16 protein-coding genes are annotated in these 24,832 nt (G+C 49.3%); 13 read left to right on the top strand and 3 right to left on the bottom strand.

Annotation, left to right across the window (positions count from 1 at the left end; genetic code table 11):
* The first annotated feature begins 249 nt into the window (after positions 1–249).
* From ACWQXP_RS18050 to ACWQXP_RS18095, 10 genes are all read left to right on the top strand, one after another.
* Positions 250–1,017: a c-type cytochrome gene (locus ACWQXP_RS18050; RefSeq protein WP_454064247.1), complete on the top strand. Its 768-nt coding sequence runs from the start codon at positions 250–252 to the stop codon at positions 1,015–1,017.
* Positions 1,014–1,739 (top strand): hypothetical protein, encoded by a 726-nt coding sequence (locus ACWQXP_RS18055; RefSeq protein ID WP_454064248.1) that lies wholly within the window; start codon positions 1,014–1,016, stop codon positions 1,737–1,739. Before ACWQXP_RS18050 ends, ACWQXP_RS18055 begins: the two co-directional genes overlap by 4 nt.
* A gap of 45 nt (positions 1,740–1,784) precedes the next feature.
* Positions 1,785–5,510 carry a response regulator gene (locus tag ACWQXP_RS18060; RefSeq protein ID WP_454064249.1) on the top strand — a complete coding sequence of 1,242 codons (3,726 nt, stop codon included), beginning with the start codon at positions 1,785–1,787 and terminating at the stop codon, positions 5,508–5,510.
* A 428-nt stretch (positions 5,511–5,938) separates the two neighbouring features.
* A complete protein-coding gene (locus tag ACWQXP_RS18065; protein WP_454064250.1) occupies positions 5,939–6,196 on the top strand; it encodes a hypothetical protein in 258 nt (85 codons plus the stop codon).
* A 197-nt stretch (positions 6,197–6,393) separates the two neighbouring features.
* Positions 6,394–6,900: a YfiR family protein gene (locus tag ACWQXP_RS18070; RefSeq protein WP_454064251.1), complete on the top strand. Its 507-nt coding sequence runs from the start codon at positions 6,394–6,396 to the stop codon at positions 6,898–6,900.
* A gap of 14 nt (positions 6,901–6,914) precedes the next feature.
* Positions 6,915–10,106 (top strand): response regulator, encoded by a 3,192-nt coding sequence (locus ACWQXP_RS18075; RefSeq protein WP_454064252.1) that lies wholly within the window; start codon positions 6,915–6,917, stop codon positions 10,104–10,106.
* 453 nt (positions 10,107–10,559) lie between these two features.
* Positions 10,560–11,657: an HD domain-containing phosphohydrolase gene (locus ACWQXP_RS18080; protein WP_454064253.1), complete on the top strand. Its 1,098-nt coding sequence runs from the start codon at positions 10,560–10,562 to the stop codon at positions 11,655–11,657.
* A 424-nt stretch (positions 11,658–12,081) separates the two neighbouring features.
* Complete coding sequence (locus ACWQXP_RS18085; RefSeq protein ID WP_454064254.1) at positions 12,082–12,438, top strand: STAS domain-containing protein; 357 nt, start codon at positions 12,082–12,084, stop codon at positions 12,436–12,438.
* A gap of 231 nt (positions 12,439–12,669) precedes the next feature.
* A complete protein-coding gene (locus tag ACWQXP_RS18090; protein WP_454064255.1) occupies positions 12,670–13,254 on the top strand; it encodes a pentapeptide repeat-containing protein in 585 nt (194 codons plus the stop codon).
* Positions 13,255–13,309: 55 nt separating this feature from the next.
* Positions 13,310–14,623 carry an HD-GYP domain-containing protein gene (locus ACWQXP_RS18095; RefSeq protein WP_454064256.1) on the top strand — a complete coding sequence of 438 codons (1,314 nt, stop codon included), beginning with the start codon at positions 13,310–13,312 and terminating at the stop codon, positions 14,621–14,623.
* A gap of 398 nt (positions 14,624–15,021) precedes the next feature.
* Here the strand turns inward: ACWQXP_RS18095 and ACWQXP_RS18100 are convergent, their stop codons facing one another.
* Positions 15,022–15,399 carry a hypothetical protein gene (locus ACWQXP_RS18100; protein WP_454064257.1) on the bottom strand — a complete coding sequence of 126 codons (378 nt, stop codon included), beginning with the start codon at positions 15,397–15,399 and terminating at the stop codon, positions 15,022–15,024.
* A gap of 548 nt (positions 15,400–15,947) precedes the next feature.
* On the opposite strand from ACWQXP_RS18100, the gene ACWQXP_RS18105 reads away from it, so the two are divergent.
* The 3 genes from ACWQXP_RS18105 to ACWQXP_RS18115 all read left to right on the top strand — a co-directional run bounded on the left by ACWQXP_RS18105 (position 15,948) and on the right by ACWQXP_RS18115 (position 22,889).
* Positions 15,948–17,525 carry a sigma-54-dependent Fis family transcriptional regulator gene (locus tag ACWQXP_RS18105; protein ID WP_454064258.1) on the top strand — a complete coding sequence of 526 codons (1,578 nt, stop codon included), beginning with the start codon at positions 15,948–15,950 and terminating at the stop codon, positions 17,523–17,525.
* A gap of 517 nt (positions 17,526–18,042) precedes the next feature.
* Positions 18,043–21,480 (top strand): molybdopterin-dependent oxidoreductase, encoded by a 3,438-nt coding sequence (locus tag ACWQXP_RS18110; RefSeq protein ID WP_454064259.1) that lies wholly within the window; start codon positions 18,043–18,045, stop codon positions 21,478–21,480.
* A 119-nt stretch (positions 21,481–21,599) separates the two neighbouring features.
* On the top strand, positions 21,600–22,889 hold the full coding sequence (locus tag ACWQXP_RS18115; RefSeq protein WP_454060786.1) for a 4Fe-4S dicluster domain-containing protein: 1,290 nt from the start codon (positions 21,600–21,602) through the stop codon (positions 22,887–22,889).
* Between the two features lie 321 nt (positions 22,890–23,210).
* Here the strand turns inward: ACWQXP_RS18115 and ACWQXP_RS18120 are convergent, their stop codons facing one another.
* Together ACWQXP_RS18120 and ACWQXP_RS18125 are read right to left on the bottom strand one after the other, a co-directional pair.
* Complete coding sequence (locus ACWQXP_RS18120; RefSeq protein WP_454064260.1) at positions 23,211–23,348, bottom strand: hypothetical protein; 138 nt, start codon at positions 23,346–23,348, stop codon at positions 23,211–23,213.
* Positions 23,349–23,448: 100 nt separating this feature from the next.
* A complete protein-coding gene (locus ACWQXP_RS18125; RefSeq protein ID WP_454064261.1) occupies positions 23,449–24,831 on the bottom strand; it encodes a sigma-54-dependent transcriptional regulator in 1,383 nt (460 codons plus the stop codon).
* Position 24,832: the final 1 nt, after the last annotated feature.

The raw sequence follows: 24,832 nt of genomic DNA on the forward strand, positions 1-24,832 counted from the left end.
ACAGAGGGATCTCTGTTTACGTGTTACGAATGGTCAAAAATAATGGGAGGTGTGTGGCCAGTGTCCTGTCGCTATTGCATGTGTCGAACACGCGGTGCTCTGAATGGTCTGCAACAATTACTCAGATTGAATGGGTGGCAGTATGGTTGTGGCCTCCTTTCTTTGCTTCTCCTCGTCAGTGTTGGGTGCGTGCCAAACAATCATTCGAAATCATCCACTCAGCCACCGGTTCACAGTGTTGAAAATCAAATGGCAAGAAAGTCACTGTCACACCAAGGCATCCAGGGCACGGCTGAACGGCCTAGCAAGGTTGAACCAATTGCGCGAACTGAAATTCAGAATCTGGAATCGTCACCTGCGCTTCTTGCGCAGGGAGAGCGTGTTTATACCAAGCATTGCATGCGGTGTCATGGAGATCAGGGCGATGGAACGGGTGAATTGTCCAGTTCCTTACACCCACAACCGACAGACTTTACCGCAGGGGTGTTCAAGTTTCGCAGCACGCCGACCGGGCAACTACCCACTCGGGATGATTTGTTTCGAACAATATCTGTCGGCGTGGCAGGAACATCGATGTCTGATTATGGAGATTTGTCTGAACCAGACCGTCGAGCCGTTGTGGAATATGTGAGAAATTTTTCTTCTCGCTTTCGAGAAGAGTCTGCAGGTGAGCCTATTCTTGCTCCTCCATCACGATCAGTTACACCAGATGCGGCACAACGAGGACAGGAGTTGTATACACATATGTTTTGTCAGGCATGCCATGGGGAACATGCTCGTGGGGATGGTCCACTGGCCCAATCTCTTTCCGATACAAATGGTAGAAGTATTCAACCTGCTGATCTCACGAAAACTCGACTGAAAAGCGGAAAAGGTCCCCATGCTATCTACCGTTCCCTGGTGACCGGGTTGGATGGCACGCCGATGCCGTCGTATGGGGATTCTCTGACTCAAGAAGAAGCTTGGGACCTTGCGCTCTATGTCGCATCACTTTCACAGTCTGGAGATGGATCATGAGAACACGCTTACCACATATCGCCATTGCGTTATGCCTCTTATCGAATATTACCTATCTGAATGTTGCGATGGCGAAAGAAAGTCAGGCACGCCCAACGTTCACAACGGTAGAAGGACGTATCCTATTTCGGGGCACTATTCCACCAGACAAGAAGCTAGCCGTGACACGTGATGCCCAATATTGCGGTCCCTCAATACAAGAGCCTCTCGTTGTGCGTGATGCAATTTCGCATGGTGTTCAGGATGTCATCGTGAGCATTGAAGGAGTTGAGAAGAGCCGAGTGACCTTACCCAAGCAGGCTGTCAAACTTGCCAATTACGAGTGCCGGTTTATCCCTCGCGTCCAGGCCGCATACAGCGGGAGTTCGTTACAGATTACGAGTGTTGATCCTGTCTTGCACAATACACACATCCATCAAAACGGAAAAACATTTTTAAATGTGGCCGTCCCGCCGAATAACCGAGCCATTTCAAAACGACTAGCCCGACCGGGAATTCTCGATATTCGTTGTGATGCTCATAAATTTATGGAAGCGTGGGTTCATGTCTTCACTCATCCGTTTTTTTCACAGACCGATAAATCTGGATCATTCAAGATTAGCGGCGTGCCGCCTGGGACGTATCAGTTGAACATTTGGCATCAGTACTTGGGTGTACAGTCGCAGACGATTCACGTTACGGAGACAGATCAACAGACGATTGATATTGAACTAAAAAAATAGGTTCTTTTGATGGGATTTTCAAAATTTCGACTCCAGGAATTTATCATGAACAATCCTGAAAAGTGGTTAACGATTGTCCTTTCAACGATCATTGCCCTGTTCATGGGTGTGTATGGTGTCGTCCAAGTCATCGAGCAACAACAAGAGTTGCAACGGGCATCCAAGCAGCGGGGATTAGCTCTTGCCGAAGGGCTGTCTCTGATTGGGGCGACAGCTGTCTTGGAGAACCTGTTTGTCGTTCAGGAAGCGTTGATGACCCGCGTTCAGCATGATGAGGAAATATTAGGCGTGGTGGTCATTGATAAGGACAGTATGGTGGTGGCCTCCGATCAGCTTGAGCAGATAGGACAGACTGTGACATCTCCGGCGCTTCAAGAGTCTTCAGGACGAGGGATTGCCTCGTTGACTACGCCACATGAAGGAATCGATGGAGAGCATCTCATTATTTTCCAACCTCTTCGAGCCAATGATGAACTTGTTGGGTGGATTCGCGTTGAACTTTCCATGAAAAAGCAGCAGTCGGCAACCGTGAATGCGATTGTCAAACAAATCGTGATTAGTCTCTTGGTGCTTCTCCTGGCTATTTATGTTGTGCGAAAAGCCGTTGAACGGTTGTCTCATGCTCTGAAATTTAGTGAGGCGCGAAATCGTCAAATTATTGATACCGCATTGGATGCGGTCGTCGGAATGGATAGCCATGGTCTCGTCACCGATTGGAATGCTCAGGCCGAAATAATTTTCGGATGGTCTCGAGAAGAGATATTGGGAAGACGGCTTTCCGAGACGATTATTCCGTTACAACATCGTCAAGCCCATGACTTAGGACTTGCACGGTTTCTTGAAACCCAACAAGGAGCTATTTTAGGCAAACGGGTTGAAATTACGGGATGTGATAAACAAGGGCGAGTCTTTCCTCTTGAACTAACGATTTCTCCGTTGAACGCTGCAGATCGGACATGGACGTTTCATGCCTTCATCCGAGATATTACTGAACGTAAACAGGCAGAGGAAGCCTTACGACGTGAAACCGCGATGGTTCAATTGCTCCAGAAAGCGGCGATTTCTGCCAATGAAGCTCATTCTGTCGACGAAGCCTTTCAGGCAATTCTCGATCTCGTGTGTACGCATACGAAGTGGCCGGTTGGACATGTCTATATGTATAAACATGAATCTGAAGAGGTGCTTGTTCCGACAACGATGTGGCATCTCGACTCTCCAGGGTTCGACGTGTTTCGAGAAATTTCAGAACGCACTCACTTTTCATCAGGTGTCGGATTACCTGGTCGGGTTTTGGCCTCACGTTGTGCGGTCTGGCTATCTGATGTGACTCAAGATCAGAATTTTCCGAGAGCAAAGGTCGCAGATAATATTGGAGTCAAGGGTGGATTTGCATTTCCTGTCTCAATCGGGAACCAGGTTTTTGCTGTCTTAGAATTTTTCTCAAGACATGTTGAAGATCCTGATGATCGGTTATTGGAGGTCATGACGATCATTGGAACACAGATTGGACGAGTCATAGAACGAACCCGGGCTGAAGATCAACTAAAGTTGGCCAAAGTTATGGCGGAAGATGGCAGTCGATCGAAGTCCGAATTTTTAGCAACGATGAGCCACGAAATCCGGACGCCGATGAACGGGGTGATCGGGATGACGGGGTTACTGTTAGAGACGACGCTGACGCCGGAACAGCAGCAGTATGCCGACACGGTGCGCAGTTCGGGCGAAGCGCTCTTGTCCATCATCAACGATATTCTCGACTTCTCCAAGATCGAAAGCGGACAGCTGGACTTTGAAATCATCGACTTTGATCTGCGCACAGCGCTGGAAGAAACCCTCGAATTGCTGGGCGGGCGAGCCGGAGAGAAACACTTGGAACTGGTGGGCCTGGTCTCCGCGCATGTGCCCACGGCCCTGCGGGGTGATCCGGGCCGGCTGCGGCAAGTCTTCATGAACCTCATAAGCAATGCCATTAAGTTTACGGAACAGGGGGAAGTCACGGTGCAGATTCAAGCCCTGGAGGAGACGGAGGAGTCTGTGCTCATTCGAGCCGAGGTCGTCGATACGGGCGTGGGCATCGCTCCCGAGGTGCAAGCGAAACTCTTTGCCCCCTTTATGCAGGCCGATAGTTCGACGACGCGGAAGTTCGGCGGAACGGGCCTGGGGCTGGCTATTTGCAAGCAACTGCTCGAACGGATGGGGGGCGAGATAGGCGTGGAGAGTACGCCTGGGATCGGGAGTACGTTTTGGGTCACGATTCGCTTACCGAAACAACCGGCCGCCTCTTCGGTGTTGGCGCTGGACCCGGTGAGTAGTCTGCAGGGGCTGCGTGTGTGCTATGTGGATGACCATCTGACGAATCGTCGGCTCGTGGCCCAGTATTTTGTGGACTGGGGCATTGCGGGCACGACGTCGGCGAGACCGTCGGAAGGGTTGGCGATCTTACGGGCGGCGGCGGCGGCCGGCCGCCCCTATGACCTCGCGATCTTAGACATGCTGATGCCGGAGATGGATGGCTTGGATTTGGCCCGGACCATCAAAGGGGATCCTGCCTTAGGGACGATCCCGCTAGTCCTGTTGACGTCGTTAGGGCGTCGCGGGGATGCGACGGCGGCGCGCGAGGCGGGCTTTGCCGGCTATCTCACGAAGCCGATTCGAAAGGTGCAATTGAAGTCCTGTCTGGCGATGGTGCTGGGGCGGACGCAAGACCCCGCGGGGGCCGCAAATTCGTCATTAATTACCAGCTATACGTTGAAAGAAGCGGCGCGGCAGCGGAGTGCGCGTATTTTGGTGGCCGATGATCATCGGGTGAATCAACAGTTGGCGGTGTTGATGGTCGAACGGTTGGGGCATCGAGCCGATGTGGTTTCCAATGGGCAGGAAGCCCTGGACGCGGTGCTTCGGCAGCCGTATGACCTGGTGTTGATGGACTGTCAAATGCCGGAGATGGATGGGTATGAGGCGACGCGCGCCATACGCGCGCGTGAAGCGCAAGACGTCAGACGAGCGACGAGCTCCGAGCGACGAGCGACGAGCCCACACGTGCCGATCATTGCGATGACGGCCAATGCGATGCAGGGGGATCGGGAGAAATGTCTGGCGGCGGGGATGGATGACTATATTCCCAAACCCATTAAGCCGGAAGTGGTGACCGAGGCGTTGAGCCGGTGGTTACTGACAGAAGTGAGAGTCAGTGAGGAAGAGCCAGGGAGTGAGGCCGTCGCTGGCCCGGCACAGGACAAGAAGCCCTTGGAGCTTCAGGAAAAGCATGCTGAGACTCAGAAGAGAGAAAGTGAGGAGAACATGAGGAACCCGGAGTTTCCCGTGACGCACGAGGCCGCACCGGATCACGTCGTCGAACAAGGCACGCCCCCGGAGACGCCCGTTTCGATGCCCCCGGCAGATGCCCCGGCCGCTTCGTCGTGGCTTGATCCTGGCGTCCCGGTGGTGGATGCGACCGTAATGGCGGAGTTGGTGGAGTTGGGCGGCGCGGCGCTGGTGAGCCAGATGGCGGAGCAGTTTGTGCAGGATGCGACGGCCTGTGTGGAAGGGGTGATCCGGGCGGTGGAGGCGCAGAATGCGCAGGCGCTGAGGGACGCGGCGCATGGGTTAAAGGGGATTTGTGCCAATTTGGGAGTGAAGCGGCTGTTGGCGTTGGCGGTGCATGCGGAAGGCGTGGGCAAGGCCGGGGCGGTGTGTGAAGCTGAGCCCTTTGTCCCGACGCTGCAAGCAGAGTTTGTGCACGCTCAAGCTGCCTTGCGTGCCCAGAAATAAACGGTAGACCAGACCCATTCCACTTCTTCGATACGAATAGACTATTTAAAAGAGGATTTTTTCAAAAGAATAGAAAATGCCTACTCATAGAATTGTGTGCCTTTAGTCAAGCCAGCATTTTTCACAATTCGGATTTCGGAAAACGAGTCTTTCCCTTCTCTTGCTCTGTACTCATTCGAGAACTGTTCTTCACTCCTTCTACCGACTTTCTCACTTAGTCCTCCTCATGGGCAGCAAGTGATCAACGTCAGTTTTGCCTAATATGTCCCCCTAATCATTCAGAAACATCAATTACAAACCGATAGCAATAGTAAGGAACCCAGCAAGTATTAGAGGAAATTCGATTCGGGTGCGTGTCCGCTCCTGAGGTGTTAGCCATGACGTATCCTGGCACAACGGTGCTGTTTGCTAGATGAAAGAGAAATCTCTTGAGTAAGGCGTGGTTGGTCATTCGGGGTCGAAGGCTTGTCTCCGTACTGTTTGGGTTTCTGATGATAGTGGGAATGCCTTTTCATGCGTTTTCTCAAGATCGTGTTGTCAGGGAAACTTCCGTCGATACGGTTCATGATTTCACGCAATTGAGTTTAGAAGAATTGATGAATGTCGAAGTGACGTCAGTGTCCAAAAGAAAGCAAAAACTTTCGGGAGCGGCGGCGGCGATTAGTTCAACGAAGTGTCTACGGTAAAGTGACATGGAGCTTCTAGCATGGTCCAGCTTGAGGACACGACGCGATCATCACCGAGAAGATGTCTGAACGTGCCAACTCATGTTATGCAATTTTGCCATCTCATGACGGTAAAGGTCCGCCGTGAAAATATGAGGCTACGCTCCTTCTCTGTCACGTTTCTCAGATTATTATGTAGCGTGTTGGTCGCTGGAGGTATGGCCGTTAGTGAGTTTCCAAGCCTTGCGTTGGCTGATTCTCCTAAGGAATACCAAGTGAAAGCGGCCTTTCTGTATCATTTTGTGCAATTTGCTGAATGGCCGGAACAAGCATTTTCAGACCCGGACATGCGAATTCGTATCTGTGTATATGGGGATGATCCGTTTGCTGGGTATTTGGTGAAGAGGTTCATGGGGAAAGTCCTTCATTCGCGGCAGTTTATCATTCAGCCGCGAGTCTCGGCTTTGGACATCGAATCCTGTCACGTGTTGTTTATGAATCGTCAAATTGATGCTTCGCAACAGGATATCCGGCGAGCCTTGCAACGAAGTCGAGCATTGACCGTGGGAGAATCGGAGGATTTTCTTGAGTTTGGGGGAATGATTCAGTTCTACCGTGTCGAAAACAACATTCGGTTTGCGGTTAATCCTGATGCGCTTGACCAGAAACAGCTTCATTTGAGTTCAAAGTTACTCCGCCTCGCAAGAATAGTGAAATCAAAATGAATGGACCTCTTCACATGATTCGCGAACGCTTTGACCAAGCGCCCTTGAAAGTTAAGCTGCTTCTTATCATGTTGGCGACAACGGGGATTGCGTTGTTGTCGTCGTATGGAATCTTGATCTTAAATGATTTGTATCTATTGCGGCAGGCTTCTGTCCGGGAGTTGGCCATCCATGCCAATGTGGTTGGTGCCAATAGTACCGCGGCGTTAGCGTTTCATGATGCCGATGCGGCTGAGGAAATTCTCACCGGCCTCCGTTTTCATCCTGATATTACTCAAGCCGTTATTTATGATCGAGATGGAGAAATGTTGGCGCGGTATGGCCTGGAGGGGCAGGCGGCGGCGACATTAAAAATAGCTGGAGAACAGAGTGGGAAATTCTCATTATCCTCCGTGTCGATTATTCGGGACATTACCCTCAATGGGGAACGACTCGGGAATATCTATCTTCAGCTCAGTCTGAGTGTGCTCGGTACACGTCTACAAGAGATTATCGGCATCACCCTGCTTGTCTTTATCGTTTCTGGACTTGTCTCGTTTCTTCTGTCCACCAGGATCCAGAGGATGATTTCCGATCCTCTCTTGGAACTGACGACGGTCTCTCGAAAAATATCAGAGCAGAAAGATTATTCCTTGCGTGTTCAGCGGCAGGCGAATGATGAAGTGGGAACGCTCATCGATGGGTTTAACGCGATGTTGAGTCAGATCCAAGAACGTGATCGACAATTGGCTCAGCATCAAGAACAGCTCGAAGTTCTGGTCTCCGATCGTACAGAAGAGTTGTCTCAGGCGAATGATCTCTTACGCATGGAAAATCAGGAGCGAGAACGAATTGAAGCACGGTTGAGGGAAACGGCACTTGACCTGGAAGTCAAGAATCTGCAACTGGCCACGTCCCGAGATCAAGCTCTGGACGCGGCTCGGGCCAAGTCTGAATTTTTAGCGACCATGAGCCATGAAATCCGGACTCCGATGAATGGCGTCATTGGAATGACAGGACTTTTATTAGAGACAGAGCTGACTCATCATCAAAGATATTATGCTGAAACCGTGAGGAATTCATCTGACGCGTTGTTGACGATTATCAACGATATTCTAGATTTCTCTAAAATTGAAGCCGGGAAATTGGAACTTGAAGTGATTGATTTTGATTTACAAACAGCCCTTGAAGAAAGCTTGGAGCTCATGGCCGAACGTGCCTCAAGCAAGGGGTTGGAATTGACCGGTTTGGTGTTCGATGACGTCCCGACTGCGGTTCGTGGAGATCCGGGTCGTATCCGCCAAATTCTTCTCAATTTAGTGGGTAACTCCATTAAATTTACCGAATCAGGGGAAATTGGCGTGCAAGTGCTCCGTGAAGAGGAAACAGCGGAACATGTGGTCGTCCGTGTCCATGTATCTGATACGGGTGTTGGTATTTCGCCTGAGGCACAGGGAAAACTCTTTCAATCATTTAGTCAAGCTGACAGTTCAACAACCAGGAAATACGGCGGGACCGGACTCGGATTGGCAATTAGCAAGCAATTAGTCGGGCTGATGGAGGGAGAAATTGGGGTCACCAGTCAAATCGGTAAGGGCAGTGTGTTTTGGTTTACTCTTCGATTAGGGAAACAGTCTGGACACATAACAATAGTTCCGAGGAAGACGCTTGAAGGATTTCGACTCTGTTGCGTGGATGACCATAGTACAAATCGTTATCTAATGATGCGATATGCACACGATTGGGGGATGGAATGTGCTGTGGCTTCGACTCCGGCCGAGGGGATGGCGATGCTGCAAGGGGCCACGCAACGAGGAAAACCATTTGACGTGTGCATTGTGGATGGACACATGCCGGAGATGGATGGTCTAGCCCTGGCTCGCTTGATTAAGAGTGATCCTCACGTGTCGGGCGTTAAGCTGATGTTACTGACGTCTGTCGGAGAGCGAGGTGACAGTGCGAGTGCGCAGGCGGTTGGAATTGAGGCCTATCTCACCAAACCTATTCGGAAGAATCAGTTGTTTGAAGTGTTGACTATGCTCCTGAGTGAGACAGGCGAAACCTCGATTGCCAAATCTCAACCGGTCGATAATCGTTCGAGTTATAAGGTCCGTCGACGGCGCAAAGGCGAGCGTATTCTTGTTGCGGATGATCATCGTGTGAATCAGGAGTTGGCCGTGTTGATGCTTGAACGATTAGGGTATCGAGCTGATGTCGTCGCGAATGGAACAGAAGCGATTGAAGCCTGGAGTCGTATTTCTTATCACCTCATCCTTATGGATTGCCAAATGCCTGAGATGGATGGGTACCAAGCGACGGCTGAAATCCGTCGCCGTGAAGCGTCGCTCGTGAAGCGTGAAACGCAAGACGGGAAACGTGAATTATCCGACGAAATACGAGCGACGAGCGACGAGCGACGAGCGACGAGTCCTCACGTTCCGATCATTGCCATGACAGCGAATGCGATGCAAGGTGATCGAGAAACATGTTTGTCTGCAGGAATGGATGATTACATTACGAAACCCGTGACGCCTCAGCAGTTGACGGAAATGGTCGAAAAGTGGCTTCCAGAAAATGAGGATGAGTCTTCAGACGTTAAGCCGGATCATTCAGATGAAGAAGCTTTACCAATGATGTCTCAGGTGGAAAATGAAATAAGCCTGACACAAGACGCGACACAAAACATATTACAGGGTGCGGATAAACAAGCAAATGTGCCACAGGATAAGCTGGAGGAGGAACAAGTGACGGACATCGATCGGCCATGTTTGAATGAAAACCACTCTGCAGAAAGTGAGGGGGCAACAATGGAAAGTGGAGATGAATTGTCGCAGGATGCTCATACGGTCCCGGAGCCCATTCATGCTTCAGAGGATGTGCCTATTGATACGACAGTGCTTGAAGAATATCGGAGCATGGGTGGGGATGATTTTGTAGCACAGATGATTCAGCAGTTTGCGGAAGATGCGATGACCTGTGTGATGCAACTTGAACAAGCCGTGGAACAGGGAGATTCGAACACCCTAGCAGAGGCAGCTCACGGGTTGAAGGGTATTTCTCGGAACATGGGTGCGCATCGACTGGCTGCGATTGCAGAGAAACTTGAGCATCAACGTCAATCCGATAGTCTCGAAGGTGTCCCAGGGGAAGTGGCAGAACTCAAATCTGAATTAAGCCACATTGATCGTGCCCTATCGGAGGTACAACGTCCGTCTTCGCATTCTTGAATCATGACAAAGTCGGTGGGTGTGGAGTCATTCAGGATTGAACGTTGGAAGTGAGGCAAAGGAGGTGAGGCCTGGGTTGTGAGAAAAAACAATGAATGTTTCGTATCTTTTTATAGACCTTCTGCGCAAATGTTCGATACCGATTCAAGGTTCTGCGTTGATGATGATCAATAGGTCATGTTTCATGATTATTCTGAAACGACAGGCTTTAATGAAATGGCGACGATACATAAAGTTCGTGGAAAATTAACCGAAACAGACAGTATTCTATGCCGTCCGTATGACGTTGAGATGCTTATAGCCGTATTAAATAATTTTCAATGTTTGAGGCGTACTATATACGCACTGTCAGACTCAATCATTCAATTGGATTTTAAATGGATTCGCTATAATACTTCGTGTTCGGGATTTTATTCATTTTCACTCTTCAGTCAATATTTGTAGGTGAGTTCGATGATTTCTCAGCAGCAATGTCAAAAAGCGGCGATTCTAATCGTGGATGACCAAATGACCAACGTCATGCTCTTGGAGAATATTCTTCAAGCGGCGGGTTATACCAATGTACATAGTACGACAGAGTCAAGCGATGTTGTGAAGATCTACCGGGAAATCAATCCAGATTTGATTTGTCTGGATATTCGTATGCCAGAAGTTGATGGCTTTCAAGTGATGGGGCAGTTGAAAATCATCAATAAACGAACCTATTTGCCCATTCTTGTGTTGACCTCGGAAGAAGACCGTGGCACACGGTTGCGTGCGCTTGAATCGGGAGCCAAAGACTTTCTCAATAAGCCGTTTGACAAGGTCGAAGTCCTTATGCGGATTCGTAATTTATTAGAGACGAGTCTCTTACATCGGGAAAATGCTCAGCACTTGGAAACATTAGAAGAAACGGTATCCGCCAGAACAAAAGCATTGGAAGAAACGCAGCGTGATGTGATTCATCGGTTAGGTCGAGCTGCAGAGTATCGAGATAATGATACCGGAGCGCATATCGTGCGCATGAGTCACTACGCGGCTATTTTGGCCCAAGCGGTCGGAATGGACGAAGAGGATTGTAAGCTGATTCAGCAGGCCATGCCCATGCATGATATTGGCAAAATCGGCATTCCTGATGAAATTCTCTTGAAACCGGATCAATTGACTCCTGAAGAATGGCACATCATGCGCCGGCATACCCTTATTGGCGCCGAGTTACTTTCAGGTAGTGATTCTCCGCTTTTACAAATGGCAGAGGTGATTGCCTTGACCCATCATGAAAAGTGGGATGGTTCCGGGTATCCGAATAAGCTGTCAGGTGATGATATACCATTGCCCGGAAGAATCTGTGCCATTTGCGATATTTTCGACGCCTTGACCTCAGAACGTCCCTATAAAGAGGCCTGGGCTATAGAGAGAGCGACCGAACATATTCGTGATTTAGCGGGAACACACCTTGATCCGAATCTCGTTGAACTTTTTGAAGATATGCTTCCCTTAATGCTTGAGGTACAACGAACGTATGTTGACCTGAGAGCACGAGAACCTATCCCCGTCTACAACAATGGCTAATTTGAAATTCCTGCCTACATCATCATCGGAGACATCTTTCTCTGAGAAGAGCCGATTCCAACCTGACTAGCAAGCGATGACAGACCTAATTCGTGTGCATCTAAAGAATTCCTTCACGCTCACCGATATAAAGAAAAAATAAAGGTTGATCTATTGTGATGATATATCACGTGACTGATATTTGATGATCTCTGGAACTTGTATGCCGTTTCTCAATATCTGAACCATTCTTTTGTTTTGTTAGGCTGCTTGGTGTTCACTTTTGTAAGTTAAAGAGAACAGGATCCTCTGCAGTTTAAAGTGGGGCTCAAAGCCGGTTGCATTGGTCATCGGCATGCATGATCCACAACGAATTTTTCCAAGTACCCATATACGTGTGATGATCTCATGCCGGTGTTGAAGTCCAGCCATAAAGGAACATGACATGTTGATTACCAAAACGACACGAGGCGATGTCGCGATTTTATCGCTGGCTGGCCGATTAGACTTTCATGCTCGCCATGATTTTCAAGCCGAGATTCAAAAGACCAAGGAGTCTGTTGCCCACCTGGTCATTCTCAATATGAAAGAGGTCACCTTTATTGATAGCGTTGCCCTTGGCCTAATCACGGTGGCGTATAAGACTCTGGAGGGGGCCAATGTCCGGCTGGTCATTGCTGATGCACACAGTTATGTCCAAAAAATTTTGACCTTGACCAATCTTGAAAGCATTATCAAGATGTATCCCTCTAACGAGGAGGCCATGGCTTCGCGTATTCCGGCGACCAGTCCTTCGAATTGACCGTTGAGAGGCACGAGACCATAAACATCTTCATCCCACACAAAGAATGTCTCAATATTCTGCCATGAACAACCGAAAGTGCAGTAAGACTTTTATTGACGTCTTGGAGGTCAGAGAGTTTCCACGTACGCGTAAAAATAGAGTCACAACTGATAGAGCAAAGGCAGCCGCCTCCTCTAAATGGTTTGTGTGATGAGGCCAGGTAATGACGACCGGTAGGAAGGAAGTATCATGGCGAACCCTCTCCATCTACACAAACTTTTGAAGGGAGAAATCTCCAATTGGAATACCTGGAGAGAAGAAAATCCTTTTCTTCGTCCGGATCTCAATGGAGCCGACCTTCAGGGTTTGGATTTTCAACATATCAATTTGACCGGGGCCAATTTGGAAGACGTGGATTTTCGTGAGGCGAATTTGGCACAGACCTATTTGTTTGGAGCGAACATGGTAGGGGCAAATCTTGGTCGAGCAAAATGTGAAGGGGCGCACTTTATCGGTGCGAACCTGACTGAAGCCTGTTTAGTGCAAGCCGACTGTTCGTATGCCATATTTATTTTAGCGCGTCTTAAGAGAGCTGATTGCCATGAGGTCAATTTTCAAAGTGCCGACCTCCGAGACGCCAACTTTAGGGAGGCGAATGTGACTAGGGCGCAGTTCCAGTGTGCTGACTTGCGCGATGCCGACTTCAGAGAAGCGAATTTGGCTGATGCTGAACTTCGGCGTGCTGACCTCACGGGCACAGAATTGCAGGGAGCGAATCTTGATCGGACTAACTTTAAGCAGATGGTTGGATTTATGGGTTTGGTGAAAAGGTGAGTCGTTGTAGTCATTAACTAGCAGCGTTGTCTTAATAGTCTCGGAGTCTTTCACAATGGCATTTGAAGAAATCACAGCAAACGACTTGCGAATCGGTTTATATATTAAAATCGAGGGATCGTGGTTTAGTCATCCATTTCCAACGAATACATTCAAAGTCAAATGTCGGAGAGAATTGACAACCTTATGTGGATTAACCAAAGTCAAATTACTCTACGATCCTGAAAAGTCTGACGCGGAAGGCAGTGTGAATGATGGTGAGGGTGAGGAGCAGTCTGCAATGGGTGCTGATGAAGGTTCATCGGAATCAGATGCGGCGATGCAGGAAGAGCTTGTTCAGCAGAAGATTGAATTGCAGGATAACTATCGAAATTATCAAGAACATCTCCGAAAGGTGGAACAGGATTATCGCGAAGTGTTGCGCGAGGGAAAAGTCATGCTGCAAGACCTTAGTGCTGGCTCTTCTCGTGGTTTGCTCACTGCCAAAAAGATGATCGGGTCTCTCAATGATATTTTGGTGAGTAACGATTCTTCTCGTGCATTGATGAATTTGATGGGTTCCAATGAAACCGGAGAAGAATTTCTTCTACATTCACTCAATGTCTGCACACTTTCCATTCTGATTGCCCGCGATCTTGGTCTCAAGCGACATGAAATTGAAAAGATTGCGATGGGTGCGTTGCTGCATGACATTGGTGAACTGAAATATTCCGCTGAAATGTTGCTCAAAAAATCTCGCTCGACTTCAGCCGATACCAAAGCCGTCTTAAAAAAACATCCTCGGTATGGCAAGGACACGTTAACGGCATTTCCGACTGTTCCGCATGAATGCCTTGATATTGTCTTGCAGCATCACGAGCGGTTAAATGGATCAGGGTACCCCTCAGGACTTAAAGAGGCCGGCATTACTCAGTACGCCAAAATTGTGATGGTCGCTGATGCGTATGATGAACTGTGTAATCATCCTATCGCTTCGATGAGTCTGACACCCTCGGAAGCGCTCTCTGTGTTGTATACGAAAGAACGGGGAGGGTTGTGGAGTGATGCCGTGGTGACCTTGATACGTCAACTTGGTGTCTACCCGCCGGGATCGTTGGTGGTCCTGACGAATGGATCGATGGGGTTGGTGACAAGTGTGAATATGGAGGCACGGCTTCGACCGATCGTGATGGTGTACTCCCCTGATATCCCGAAAGAAGAGGCCATGATTCTGGACCTCGCGCGTATGGAGGAAATATCGATAAAAGAAGCGGTTCGTCCCCGTGAGTTATCCCCGGAAATTCGTGACTACCTTAATCCTCGCCGTATTATTTCATACTACCCTTCGACAACTGAAGTTGCTGAGGCTGTTCCAGCCCTTGTCGAGTAGCATGTGGTGGCAGAACGTTGCTGGGCACTATTAGGGTGTCACGGTCCACTTGCTAGAAGTGTCTATAGCGAGCCCAATTAACTTGCAGTTTATGAGGAAAGGTAGTCTAGACGACGATTGTTGTATATCTCTCGCAGTGTTGAATGAAGTGGTTGCCAATGGTGAGACCTGTTTGTCTGCGGAGAGTTAATTACAGGTCGCCTAGGCACCGAAATAAAACGCATCAAATTTCGGAAGTTATTTGGAACGACTATAGCCTTTTCCCTTCACTACCATTTTACACGTGGAATTTTAGAAATCTCTCGCCTCTTTGCCAATTTGAGGGTTTCTCCAAGTCGAGGAGTTTTCCCGACCTTTTGAATGCTTGGCAAGTCGGACGACTGAGAATTTTCTTCTCGTCAACATGGCCCAAGGGAGTTGCTGTCTGGCTTTGATGGCTTTCTCCAAGATAGCCACTGGAGAAACCGCTGGAGTCTTGATGGTTTCTGACCTTCAACACTTTCTACATCAGGATAGTCTACCCATAATTCTTGGCTCCCTAAATAGGTTTCTTCACGAAAGATTAACTGAGAACGCAATTGTGTGTAGCCTTGAGTTTGAAGAGTGTTGATCAAGTTTTGAATGGCTAAAGATTCGCTCGTTGTCGAATGTTCATGGACTCTGACGCGTTCATAGCGAAGGATGGCATGGTATTCCTCTTGGTCGCAAGTACATTCAACCTGACGGGTGAATCCTCGTTCGCGTTCATCAAGGCCGGAGAGTTGATAAATATTCATTCGCGAATCTCGTTAACTAGAGCGTGAGCTCTGTGTACTCAAGAAAACATGGCAGGGCACAATATTACTTTAATGAACGCTGAATTATATTGTCTATCGTGCACTTTCGTGGTGGTATGGTGATGCTAAGTCATCTTCACTCAAGTTGTATGCCTTGAAATTTCACCATTTCTACATTAAAAGCCGAGAAATTTCATGGTTATATATTTCGTAGATTAAGGTATTGCGTATACGCACACTTATGTTTGTCCGAAAGCGCACGATGTTGTTTTGTATCTCAGGATTCATGTTTAATAGTTCTGGAAAAGGTATGCTTTTCAGCTTTATTTTTCAGTTGTTTGTAATATTAAAGGAACATTTGACGAGAGAATAAAAGCGCGTCTAATAAAGAAGTTTGTCTCACTGGATGATTTAGATGAAGAGCCTTTTGAAGGCTTTTTTTGTGAGATTCTTGGGGTGTGGTCTTTGTTTTGCTTGTCTATTTATACATTGATAAATTTTAATTGGGCATTTTTATAATTCAGCCTAATAAATGTATGGAGTCTTTTGTGGAAAATCTTAGTCTAGTTGAAGAAAGATATCAAAATCAGGTGATGACACGTAATTATTACCAGGCATTATCAAAAATCACGAAAATTCTTAGTCTTCGTTTAGACCTTGAAAGTTGCTTGAAAGCCGTTGTTGCCCACTTCGATGATGTTGTGTCTTGGGATAAAGCCGAAATTACGCTGTTTCTTGCGGAGCTCGACTCCTTCCAGTTCTATGCGGTTGAGAGTAAATTATCCGATCCGTTGCTGCGAGCGGACTGTCTCATCCATCGAAAGGGCAGCGGTATTGGCTGGGTTTATGAAAATCGAGAGCCGCATATCAGGACTCGTCTTCAGGAGAGCCAATTATTTGTAGAGGATTATACTTACTGCAAGGAGGGGCTCTCACGTATGGTAACTCTTCCATTGCTTGTAGGAGATAAATGTCTAGGAACGTTTAACGTCGGCTGTGTTGAAGAAGGCCAACCCGCTGAAGATGAAATTGATTTTCTGAGCCAGATTTCCACCATTCTTGGTCTTTTGGTGAGTAATGAATTAGCTCATGAGCAGCTTAATGGAATTGACAAAGAATTCAGGAATGAGGCCTCGAAGGCTGTTCAAGTGGTCAAGGAGCAGCCTGTCTCCTCTGGGGGGATGGTTGGACAAAGTAAGGCTTTAAAGAAAGTTCAAAGTCTTGCTCAGATTGTGGCCCATACAGATTCTAGCGTTTTGATCACTGGAGAAACCGGAACTGGGAAAGAGCTGTTGGCTCGATATATCCATAACTTAAGCCCCCGATGTCATAGGCCTTTTATTGCAATCAATTGTGCTGGGTTGCCATCTGGGCTCGTTGAAAGTGAATTGTTTGGGCACGAAAAAGGCGCATTTACCGGTGCAGATGAACTGAAGCTTGGGCGGTTTGAACTGGCCAATGGCGGGACGTTGTTTCTTGATGAAATTGGGGAAATGCCACAGAGTGCGCAGTCCAAATTGTTGCGGGTCTTGGAAGATGGGCAAGTTGACCGGGTCGGTGGCAAGGAATCAATCCTTGTGGATGTACGAATCATCGCGGCAACCAACTCTGATCTTAAGGGTGCGATTTCGGATAGCCGGTTTCGAGTTGATCTGTTTTACCGGCTCCATGGTTTTCCCATTGTCTTGCCGCCTCTGCGTGACCGTCCTACCGATATTCCTCTGCTTGCGCAATATTTTCTAGATCGTATCTGTACAAAATTCCATTTATCGTGTAGCGAAATTAATCCTGAGTCTCTTGAGCGGCTCATGCGGTACTCTTGGCCTGGGAATGTTCGAGAGCTACAAAATGTGATTCAACGAGCCGCAATCCTTTCGGAGTCTTCAGTCCTTGTTGTCGACGACAGTCATTTCTGTTCCCTTGAGTCTCCCGCTGCTCCATCCGTCTCTCTTTACAGCGGTCATACCCTTCGAGAAGTTGAGAAAAATAAGATTCTTCAAGCCTTGGAGCAGGTCAATTGGCGTATTGATGGTCAGTATGGTGCAGCAAAGCTGGTAGGGCTTAACTCAAGTACATTCAGAAGTCGTTTGAAAAAGCTTGGTATTCAGCGCCAGGCTAAGAAGTAAAATTTCCTGTTTTTTCTTTCAGTCTCTTCCCAAAATCTCTCCTTTTATATGTCATAGCCTCACGTGCACTAGTCAATCACAGGTTTATTTAGGTAACGCCTACTTTAAAAATTCTCCAAACAGTTAAGTCTATATACGTATTTAATGGATTGATATGTGTCGCATTTCGTCGATATTTCAATACTTGAATTTAATTTACGTGATATTTCAATGCTCATTGTCGGCATGTTTTTTGTGGTTTTAGTGTGACATTGAATATTCAGCTTATTTTTATGTGTTTTGTCGAAATTTCAAGGTCACCATATCTTTACACCTCACAAGGTATACCAATTGCTTAGTCATAGAAATCTGAATAGATGAAAAATGTGCGATCTTTAATGTCATGAGTATGTGTAGAAAATCATCGGGAAGTCTTCACAAAGGAGGTGTTTGCAGCAGGGCAGGGGCAAGCCCTGTAGATTTTGGAATGCTAGTCATTCAATCTCTTATCATTCACAGCTTCTAAGGAGGTATTTTCATGTTCTTATCCAGACGGCAATTTTTAAAAGTCTCAGCGGGCACGGTGGCCGCGGTGGCATTGGCGGATAAGGCATTAGCCTTAACGGCCTTGCAGCCGGTCATTGAAGTGGGCAACCCCCTGGGCGAGTATCCGGACCGGTCGTGGGAGCGGGTCTATCACGACCAGTATCGCTATGATTCCTCATTTACCTGGTGTTGTTCGCCCAACGATACGCATGCCTGCCGGATTCGGGCCTTCGTCCGCAACGGAATCGTCATGCGGGTGGAGCAGAACTACGACCATCAAACCTATGAAGATCTCTACGGGAATCGGGGGACGTTTGCGCATAATCCCCGGATGTGCTTGAAGGGGTATACGATGCATCGGCGGGTGTACGGCCCGTATCGGTTGAAAGGCCCCTTGATTCGCCGCGGCTGGAAAGCCTGGATGGATGCCGGGAGTCCAGAATTCACCCCGGATGTGCGGAGTAAGTATAAGTTTAATGCGCGGTACTTAGATGACATGCTGCGGGTGTCCTGGGACACGGCGTTTACCTATCTTGCCAAGGCGATGGTGATTATTGCCAATCGGTATAGTGGCGAGTCTGGCGCTCGACGGTTACGTGAACAGGGCTATGCTCCTGAGCAGATTGAGATGATGAAGGGCTCGGGCGTGCGAACCATGAAGTTCCGGGCTGGGATGCCCGTGTTGGGGATCATCGGGAAGATGAGCGTTACGCGGATGAACGGGGGCTGTGGGGCGTTACTCGATACGTATATCCGGAAAGTGAAGCCGCATCAGGCACAAGGCGGCCGGTATTGGAACAACTATACGTGGCACGGGGACCAAGATCCCTCGCAACCGTGGTGGAACGGGACACAAAACTCCGATTGCGATCTCAACGACATGCGGTTTTCGAAGATGAACACCAGTTGGGGCAAGAACTTTGTGGAAAACAAGATGCCGGAAGCCCACTGGAAGCTGGAGAGCATTGAGCGGGGCGCCCGGGTGGTGGTGATCACGCCAGAATATAACCCGACGGCCTATCGCGCGGATTACTGGATTCCCATTCGGCCGGAATCGGATGCCTCGTTCTTCTTAGGGGCGGCCAAGATCTTGCTGGATGAAAACATGTTCGATCATGATTTCTGTAAAACGTTTACGGATATGCCGTTGTTGGTGCGGACGGATACCTTGCAGTACCTGGATCCGCGGGAGTGCATTAAAGACTACAAGCTCCCGGATTTCTCGAAGTCCTATTCCGGCAAAGTGCAAACCCTGAGTCCGCAATATGTGGCGCGGTTAGGGGGCTTGATGGTGTGGGATTTGAATAAAGAGCAAGCGGTGCCGATTCATCGGGAATTGGTGGGCTGGCATTTCCGCAATAGCGGGATTGACCCGGCCTTGATGGGGACGTTCCGGGTGAAGTTGCTCAATGGGCGGGAAGTGGATGTGATGCCAGTTTTCCAAATGTATCAGGCGCATCTGCAGGACTATGATTTGGATACGGTGCATCAGATCTGTCGGTCGCCCAAGGATTTGATCGTGCGGTGGGGTCGGGATGTCGGGACGATTAAACCGGCGGCGATCCATAACGGGGAAGGGGTCTGTCATTACTTCCATATGACGCAAAATGGCCGGGCGGCGGCTTTTAACCTGATTGTGACCGGGAATATCGGGAAGTTTGGGTCGGGCTGTCATACCTGGTCGGGGAACTATAAGGCCGGGGTCTGGGCGGCAACGCCATGGTCTGGTGCCGGCCTAGGGACGCATACCGGGGAAGATCCCTTTAACATCACCTTGGATCCCAATGCTCATGGTAAGGAAATCGTCGTCAAATCCTACTACTACGGTGAGGAAGTGGGGTATTGGAACCATGGAGATACGGCGTTGATTGTGAATACGCCCAAGTATGGCCGCCGGGTGTTTACCGGAAAGACGCATATGCCGACGCCGAGTAAATTCCGGTGGGTGGCCAACGTCAACGTATTAAACAATGCCAAGCATCACTATGACATGGTCAAAAATGTGGACTCCCACATCGAAACGCTTGTGCATCAAGAAGTGGAAATGACCTCGGACGTCAATCATGCCGATGTCTCGTTTGCGGTCAATACCTGGATGGAGTTTACCTATCCGGAGATGACGGCGACGGTGTCGAACCCCTGGTTCCAAGTGTGGAAGGGCGGCATTCGGCCGTTGTATGACACGCGGAATGACTTGGATACGACGGCCGGGGTGGCCGCCAAGTTGACGCAGATGACTGGGGACGGGCGGTTCCGGGATTACTTCAAGTTCGTCTATGAGAACCGGGTGGATGTGTATGCGCAACGGCTCATGGATGCGGGGACAACCTCGTACGGCTATAACATCGATACGATGTTGAAGTCGGAGAAGGGCTGGATGGTGATGTGCCGGACCTATCCGCGGCATCCGTTCTGGGAAGAGACGAACGAGTCGAAGCCGCATTGGACGCGCAGTGGACGGCTGGAGACCTATCGGGTGGAGCCGGAAGCTATTGAGTACGGGGAAAACTTCATTGTCCATCGGGAAGGGACGGAAGCGACGCCGTACTTGCCGAATGCGATCATGTCGTCGAATCCGTACATTCGGCCGGATGACTACGGGATTCCGATCACCGCGCAGCATCACGATGATAAGACGGTGCGGAATATCAAGTTACCGTGGCAGGAAATCAAGCGGTACTCGAATCCGTTGTGGGAGAAAGGGTATCAGTTCTATTGTGTGACGCCCAAGACCCGGCATCGGGTGCATAGTCAGTGGTCGGTGAACGACTGGGTGCAGATGTATGAGTCGAACTTCGGGGATGCGTACCGGATGGACAAACGGACGCCGGGGGTCGGGGAACATCAGCTGCACATCAACCCGGCGGCGGCGAAGGATCGGGGGATCAATGACGGGGACTATGTCTACGTCGATGGGAACCCGGTGGATCGGCCGTATCGAGGGTGGAAACCGAGTGACCCGTACTACAAAGTGGCGCGGTTGATGATTCGGGCGAAGTATAACCCGGCCTTCCCGTATCACGTGACGATGGCGAAGCATGCGCCGTTTGTGTCGACGGCGAAGTCGGTGAAAGGGCATGAAACACGGCCGGACGGTCGCGCGATTGCCGTGGATACGGGGTATCAATCGAACTTCCGGTATGGGGCGCAGCAGTCGTTTACGCGGAGTTGGTTGATGCCGATGCATCAAACGGACTCCTTGCCGGGCAAGAGTGCCAATAAGTGGAAGTTCAAATGGGGCTTTGAAATTGATCACCATGCGGTCAATACGACGCCGAAAGAATGTCTGATGCGGATTACGAAAGCGGAAGACGGCGGTATCGGCGGCCGGGGGCCATGGGAGCCGGTCCGGACCGGGTTTACACCGGGTCAGGAGAATGAGTTCATGATTAAATGGCTCAAAGGTGACCATATTAAAATCAAAGTGTAAGCACGGGTTATCCCTTACAGGCCTGGCGCTTCCCGCGTCAGGCCTTGGGGGGACTCGTGAGCGCACAACAGTGATGACCATTTTAAAGTCTCTTATCATTAGACGAAACGGAGGAAATCATGCCAGAGGTGTATAATTGGCAATTAGGCCGAAAGATGCTGTATCCCTATGAGGAGCGGCACCCAAAATGGCAGTTTGCATTTGTGTTCAACATCAACCGGTGCTTAGCCTGTCAGACGTGTTCGATGGCGGATAAGTCGACGTGGTTGTTCTCGAAGGGCCAGGAGTACATGTGGTGGAACAACGTGGAGACGAAGCCCTACGGCGGGTATCCCCAGTTCTACGACGTGAAGATCACGCAGTTGATTGAGCAAGTCAACCCCGGGGGACAGGTGTGGAACGTGCGGGTGGGGCGGAAGCACCATGCGCCGTACGGCGTGTTCGAAGGGATGACCATTTTTGACGCGGGGGCGAAGATCGGGCAAGCGGCGATCGGGTATATCCCCACGGACCAAGAGTGGCGGTTTGTGAATATTTATGAAGATACGGCGACCTCGATGCGGGCGTTAGTCGAAGGGGTTGATAAGACGGGGTTCACGAAAGAAGAGCCGTGGAAGATGACGGGGAGTAGTCTGCCGGAGCATGAGACGTACTTCTTCTATCTCCAACGGATCTGTAACCACTGTACGTACCCGGGGTGTTTGGCGGCGTGTCCGCGGAAGGCGATCTACAAGCGGCCGGAAGACGGGATTGTGTTGATCGACCAGAACCGGTGCCGAGGGTATAAGAAGTGTGTGGAGCAGTGTCCGTTTAAGAAACCGATGTACCGGGGGACGACGCGGGTGACGGAGAAGTGTATTGCGTGCTACCCGCGGGTGGAAGGCAAGGACCCGCTCACGGGTGGGGAGCCGATGGAAACGCGGTGTATGTCGGCGTGTGTCGGGAAGATCCGGCTGCAGAGCTTGGTGAAGGTGGGGGAAGATGGGTTGTGGGCGGAAGACCGCTGGAACCCGTTGTACTACACGATCCGGGTGGAGCAGGTGGCGTTGCCGTTGTACCCGCAGTGGGGGACGGAGCCGAATGGGTTCTACATTCCGCCGCGGCAAGCCCCGCGGGGGTATACGCGGCAGATGTTTGGGCCAGGGGTGGATAACGCGATTGAGAAGTACCTGGTGCCGAGTCGGGAGTTGTTGGCGGTGCTGCAGTTGTGGCGGGCGAGCCAGCAGATTCTGTTCCGGTATGATGTGATCCCGGGCCCGAAAGTGTTTGAGACCCAGATCCACGGGAAGAAGTTTGAGATGTATAACGACACCGTGTTGGGGTTCAACAAGTCGGGCAAAGAGGCGGTGCGGCAGCAGGTGGAAGAGCCCATCTATGTCCGCCCGGCGGAACGCATTAACTGGCTGTAAGTCACGCGACAACAGTCGAGGGTGGAAATCAACAGGCCGGGAGGGGCATCTGCCCCTTCCGGCCTGTTGTATTTAAAGCTGAAAGCGGAATATTGGCAGAGTTTTAGGTATCTATTATCAAGCAAAATAAATTCCTATTGAGGGTGTAGGCCACGGTAGGTGACTAGGCGACTGGCTTCTGAATGAGCAGCTTGGCCGTGAATCTCTCTGGAATATGGGAATGGGATAACAGGTTGCCTAGAGCATACGATAGACGGGAAGAGCAAGATTTATTGACATGTTTTTAACGAGAGTGTCTGAATAAACCTGCGGCCGTTTGTGTTACTGGTATCCAAGTTGACCGACTTCAAATATTGGAAGCTTATACCCGCTTGGATTATAGCGAATACAAATACGTTCCAGCTCAACCATGAGGACTTTCAACGCGATATCCCATGTGTGAAGAGTACGAAAAATCATTGAATCGGCTATAACTGACAATGATTGACGTTTTCTCTCACGTATTGGATAGCAATATTGTCCAAGTTGGCGCTTGATCGTTTCGGTATAATTGAAACGGCTATAGAGACTTTTTTAAACGACGGTCTAGCGCAAACCGTGTGATGCCAAGGTGTTTAGCTGCCAGGCTCTTATTGGCGTCGGATAGTCGCATCACTTCATCAATGATCGCGGATTCAATGTCAGCCAATGTGTGCTCACCAATGGCCATTTCAATTTTGACAAGTTGTTTATCTGCTCTGGTTTGTGCGGTTGCAGTTTTATGCGTAGATTCATGCAGTTCTTTTGGGAAGTCACGTATGGTTAAGAATTTTTCTTTACAGAAGATTACTGCGCGTTCGATCACATTCTCTAACTCTCGAATATTACCTGGATAGTCGTAATCTTCTAATAGCGCACGTGCTTCTGGTGCAATATCAACAATTTCTTTCCCAATATCTTTGGCATGATGTGCGAGTGCTCGAAAACATAATGGGACAATGTCTTCGACGCGCTGCCGAAGAGGAGGCAATTCAAAAGAGACAACATTGAGCCTAAAAAAAAGGTCTTCACGAAAGTTCCCAAGTGTCACTTCTTTTCGTAAGTCATGATTCGTAGCGGCAATTAAGCGAAAGTCCACGTCAATGTCATCTCTCCCGCCTAATCGTTTGAGAGAGCGTTCTTGGATGACACGAAGTAATTTCGCTTGCATCCCAATGTTCATATCTCCGATTTCATCGAGGAATAACGTCCCGCCTTCGGCTTGCTCGCATAAACCGGGTTTCCGTTGGTTGGCACCCGTAAAGGCTCCTCGTTCGTATCCGAATAATTCACTTTCAAAGAGTTCTTCCGGTATGGCGGTGCAATTCACACCGACGAATGGCCTATCGCTTCTTGGACCATTGTGGTGAAGGACGCGTGCGATAAATTCTTTTCCCGTCCCTGTCTCACCATTCAGTAAGACTGTGGTTTTATGATTCTGGGTCATTTCTTGTATTTGAGCAACCAAGCCTTGCATGCTTGGACTTTCCGCAATCAAGTTATTGAGTGCGAATCGTCCTGCAACATTTTTGACCTCAAAATGCATTCGACGTCGTAGTTCAAGGTATTCGAGGGCACGATTGACGACGGGATCGACGCTTCCAAGGTCTACGCTTTTGATCAGGAAATCGTAGGCTCCTAGCTTCATCGCTGCGACGGCATCTTCAACCGTTCCATAAGCGGTCAAGAGGATGAATAAGGCTTCGGGTGCTTTGCTCTTTGCTTGCTGGAGGGTCTGAATTCCGGTCAATCCAGACATTTTCAAATCAAGGAGAATAATATCTGGAGTGTCGTGGTCCAGTGCCTCAAGTAAAGCCTCACCGGAATTAAAGCTGCGGATCAGATGCTGTTGTCGGGCTAAGCGACGAGTAATCGATGAGCGAACGACTTCATCGTCATCGGTCACGAATATTGTTGCGCGCATA

Source organism: Candidatus Nitrospira salsa, assembly GCF_965152625.1.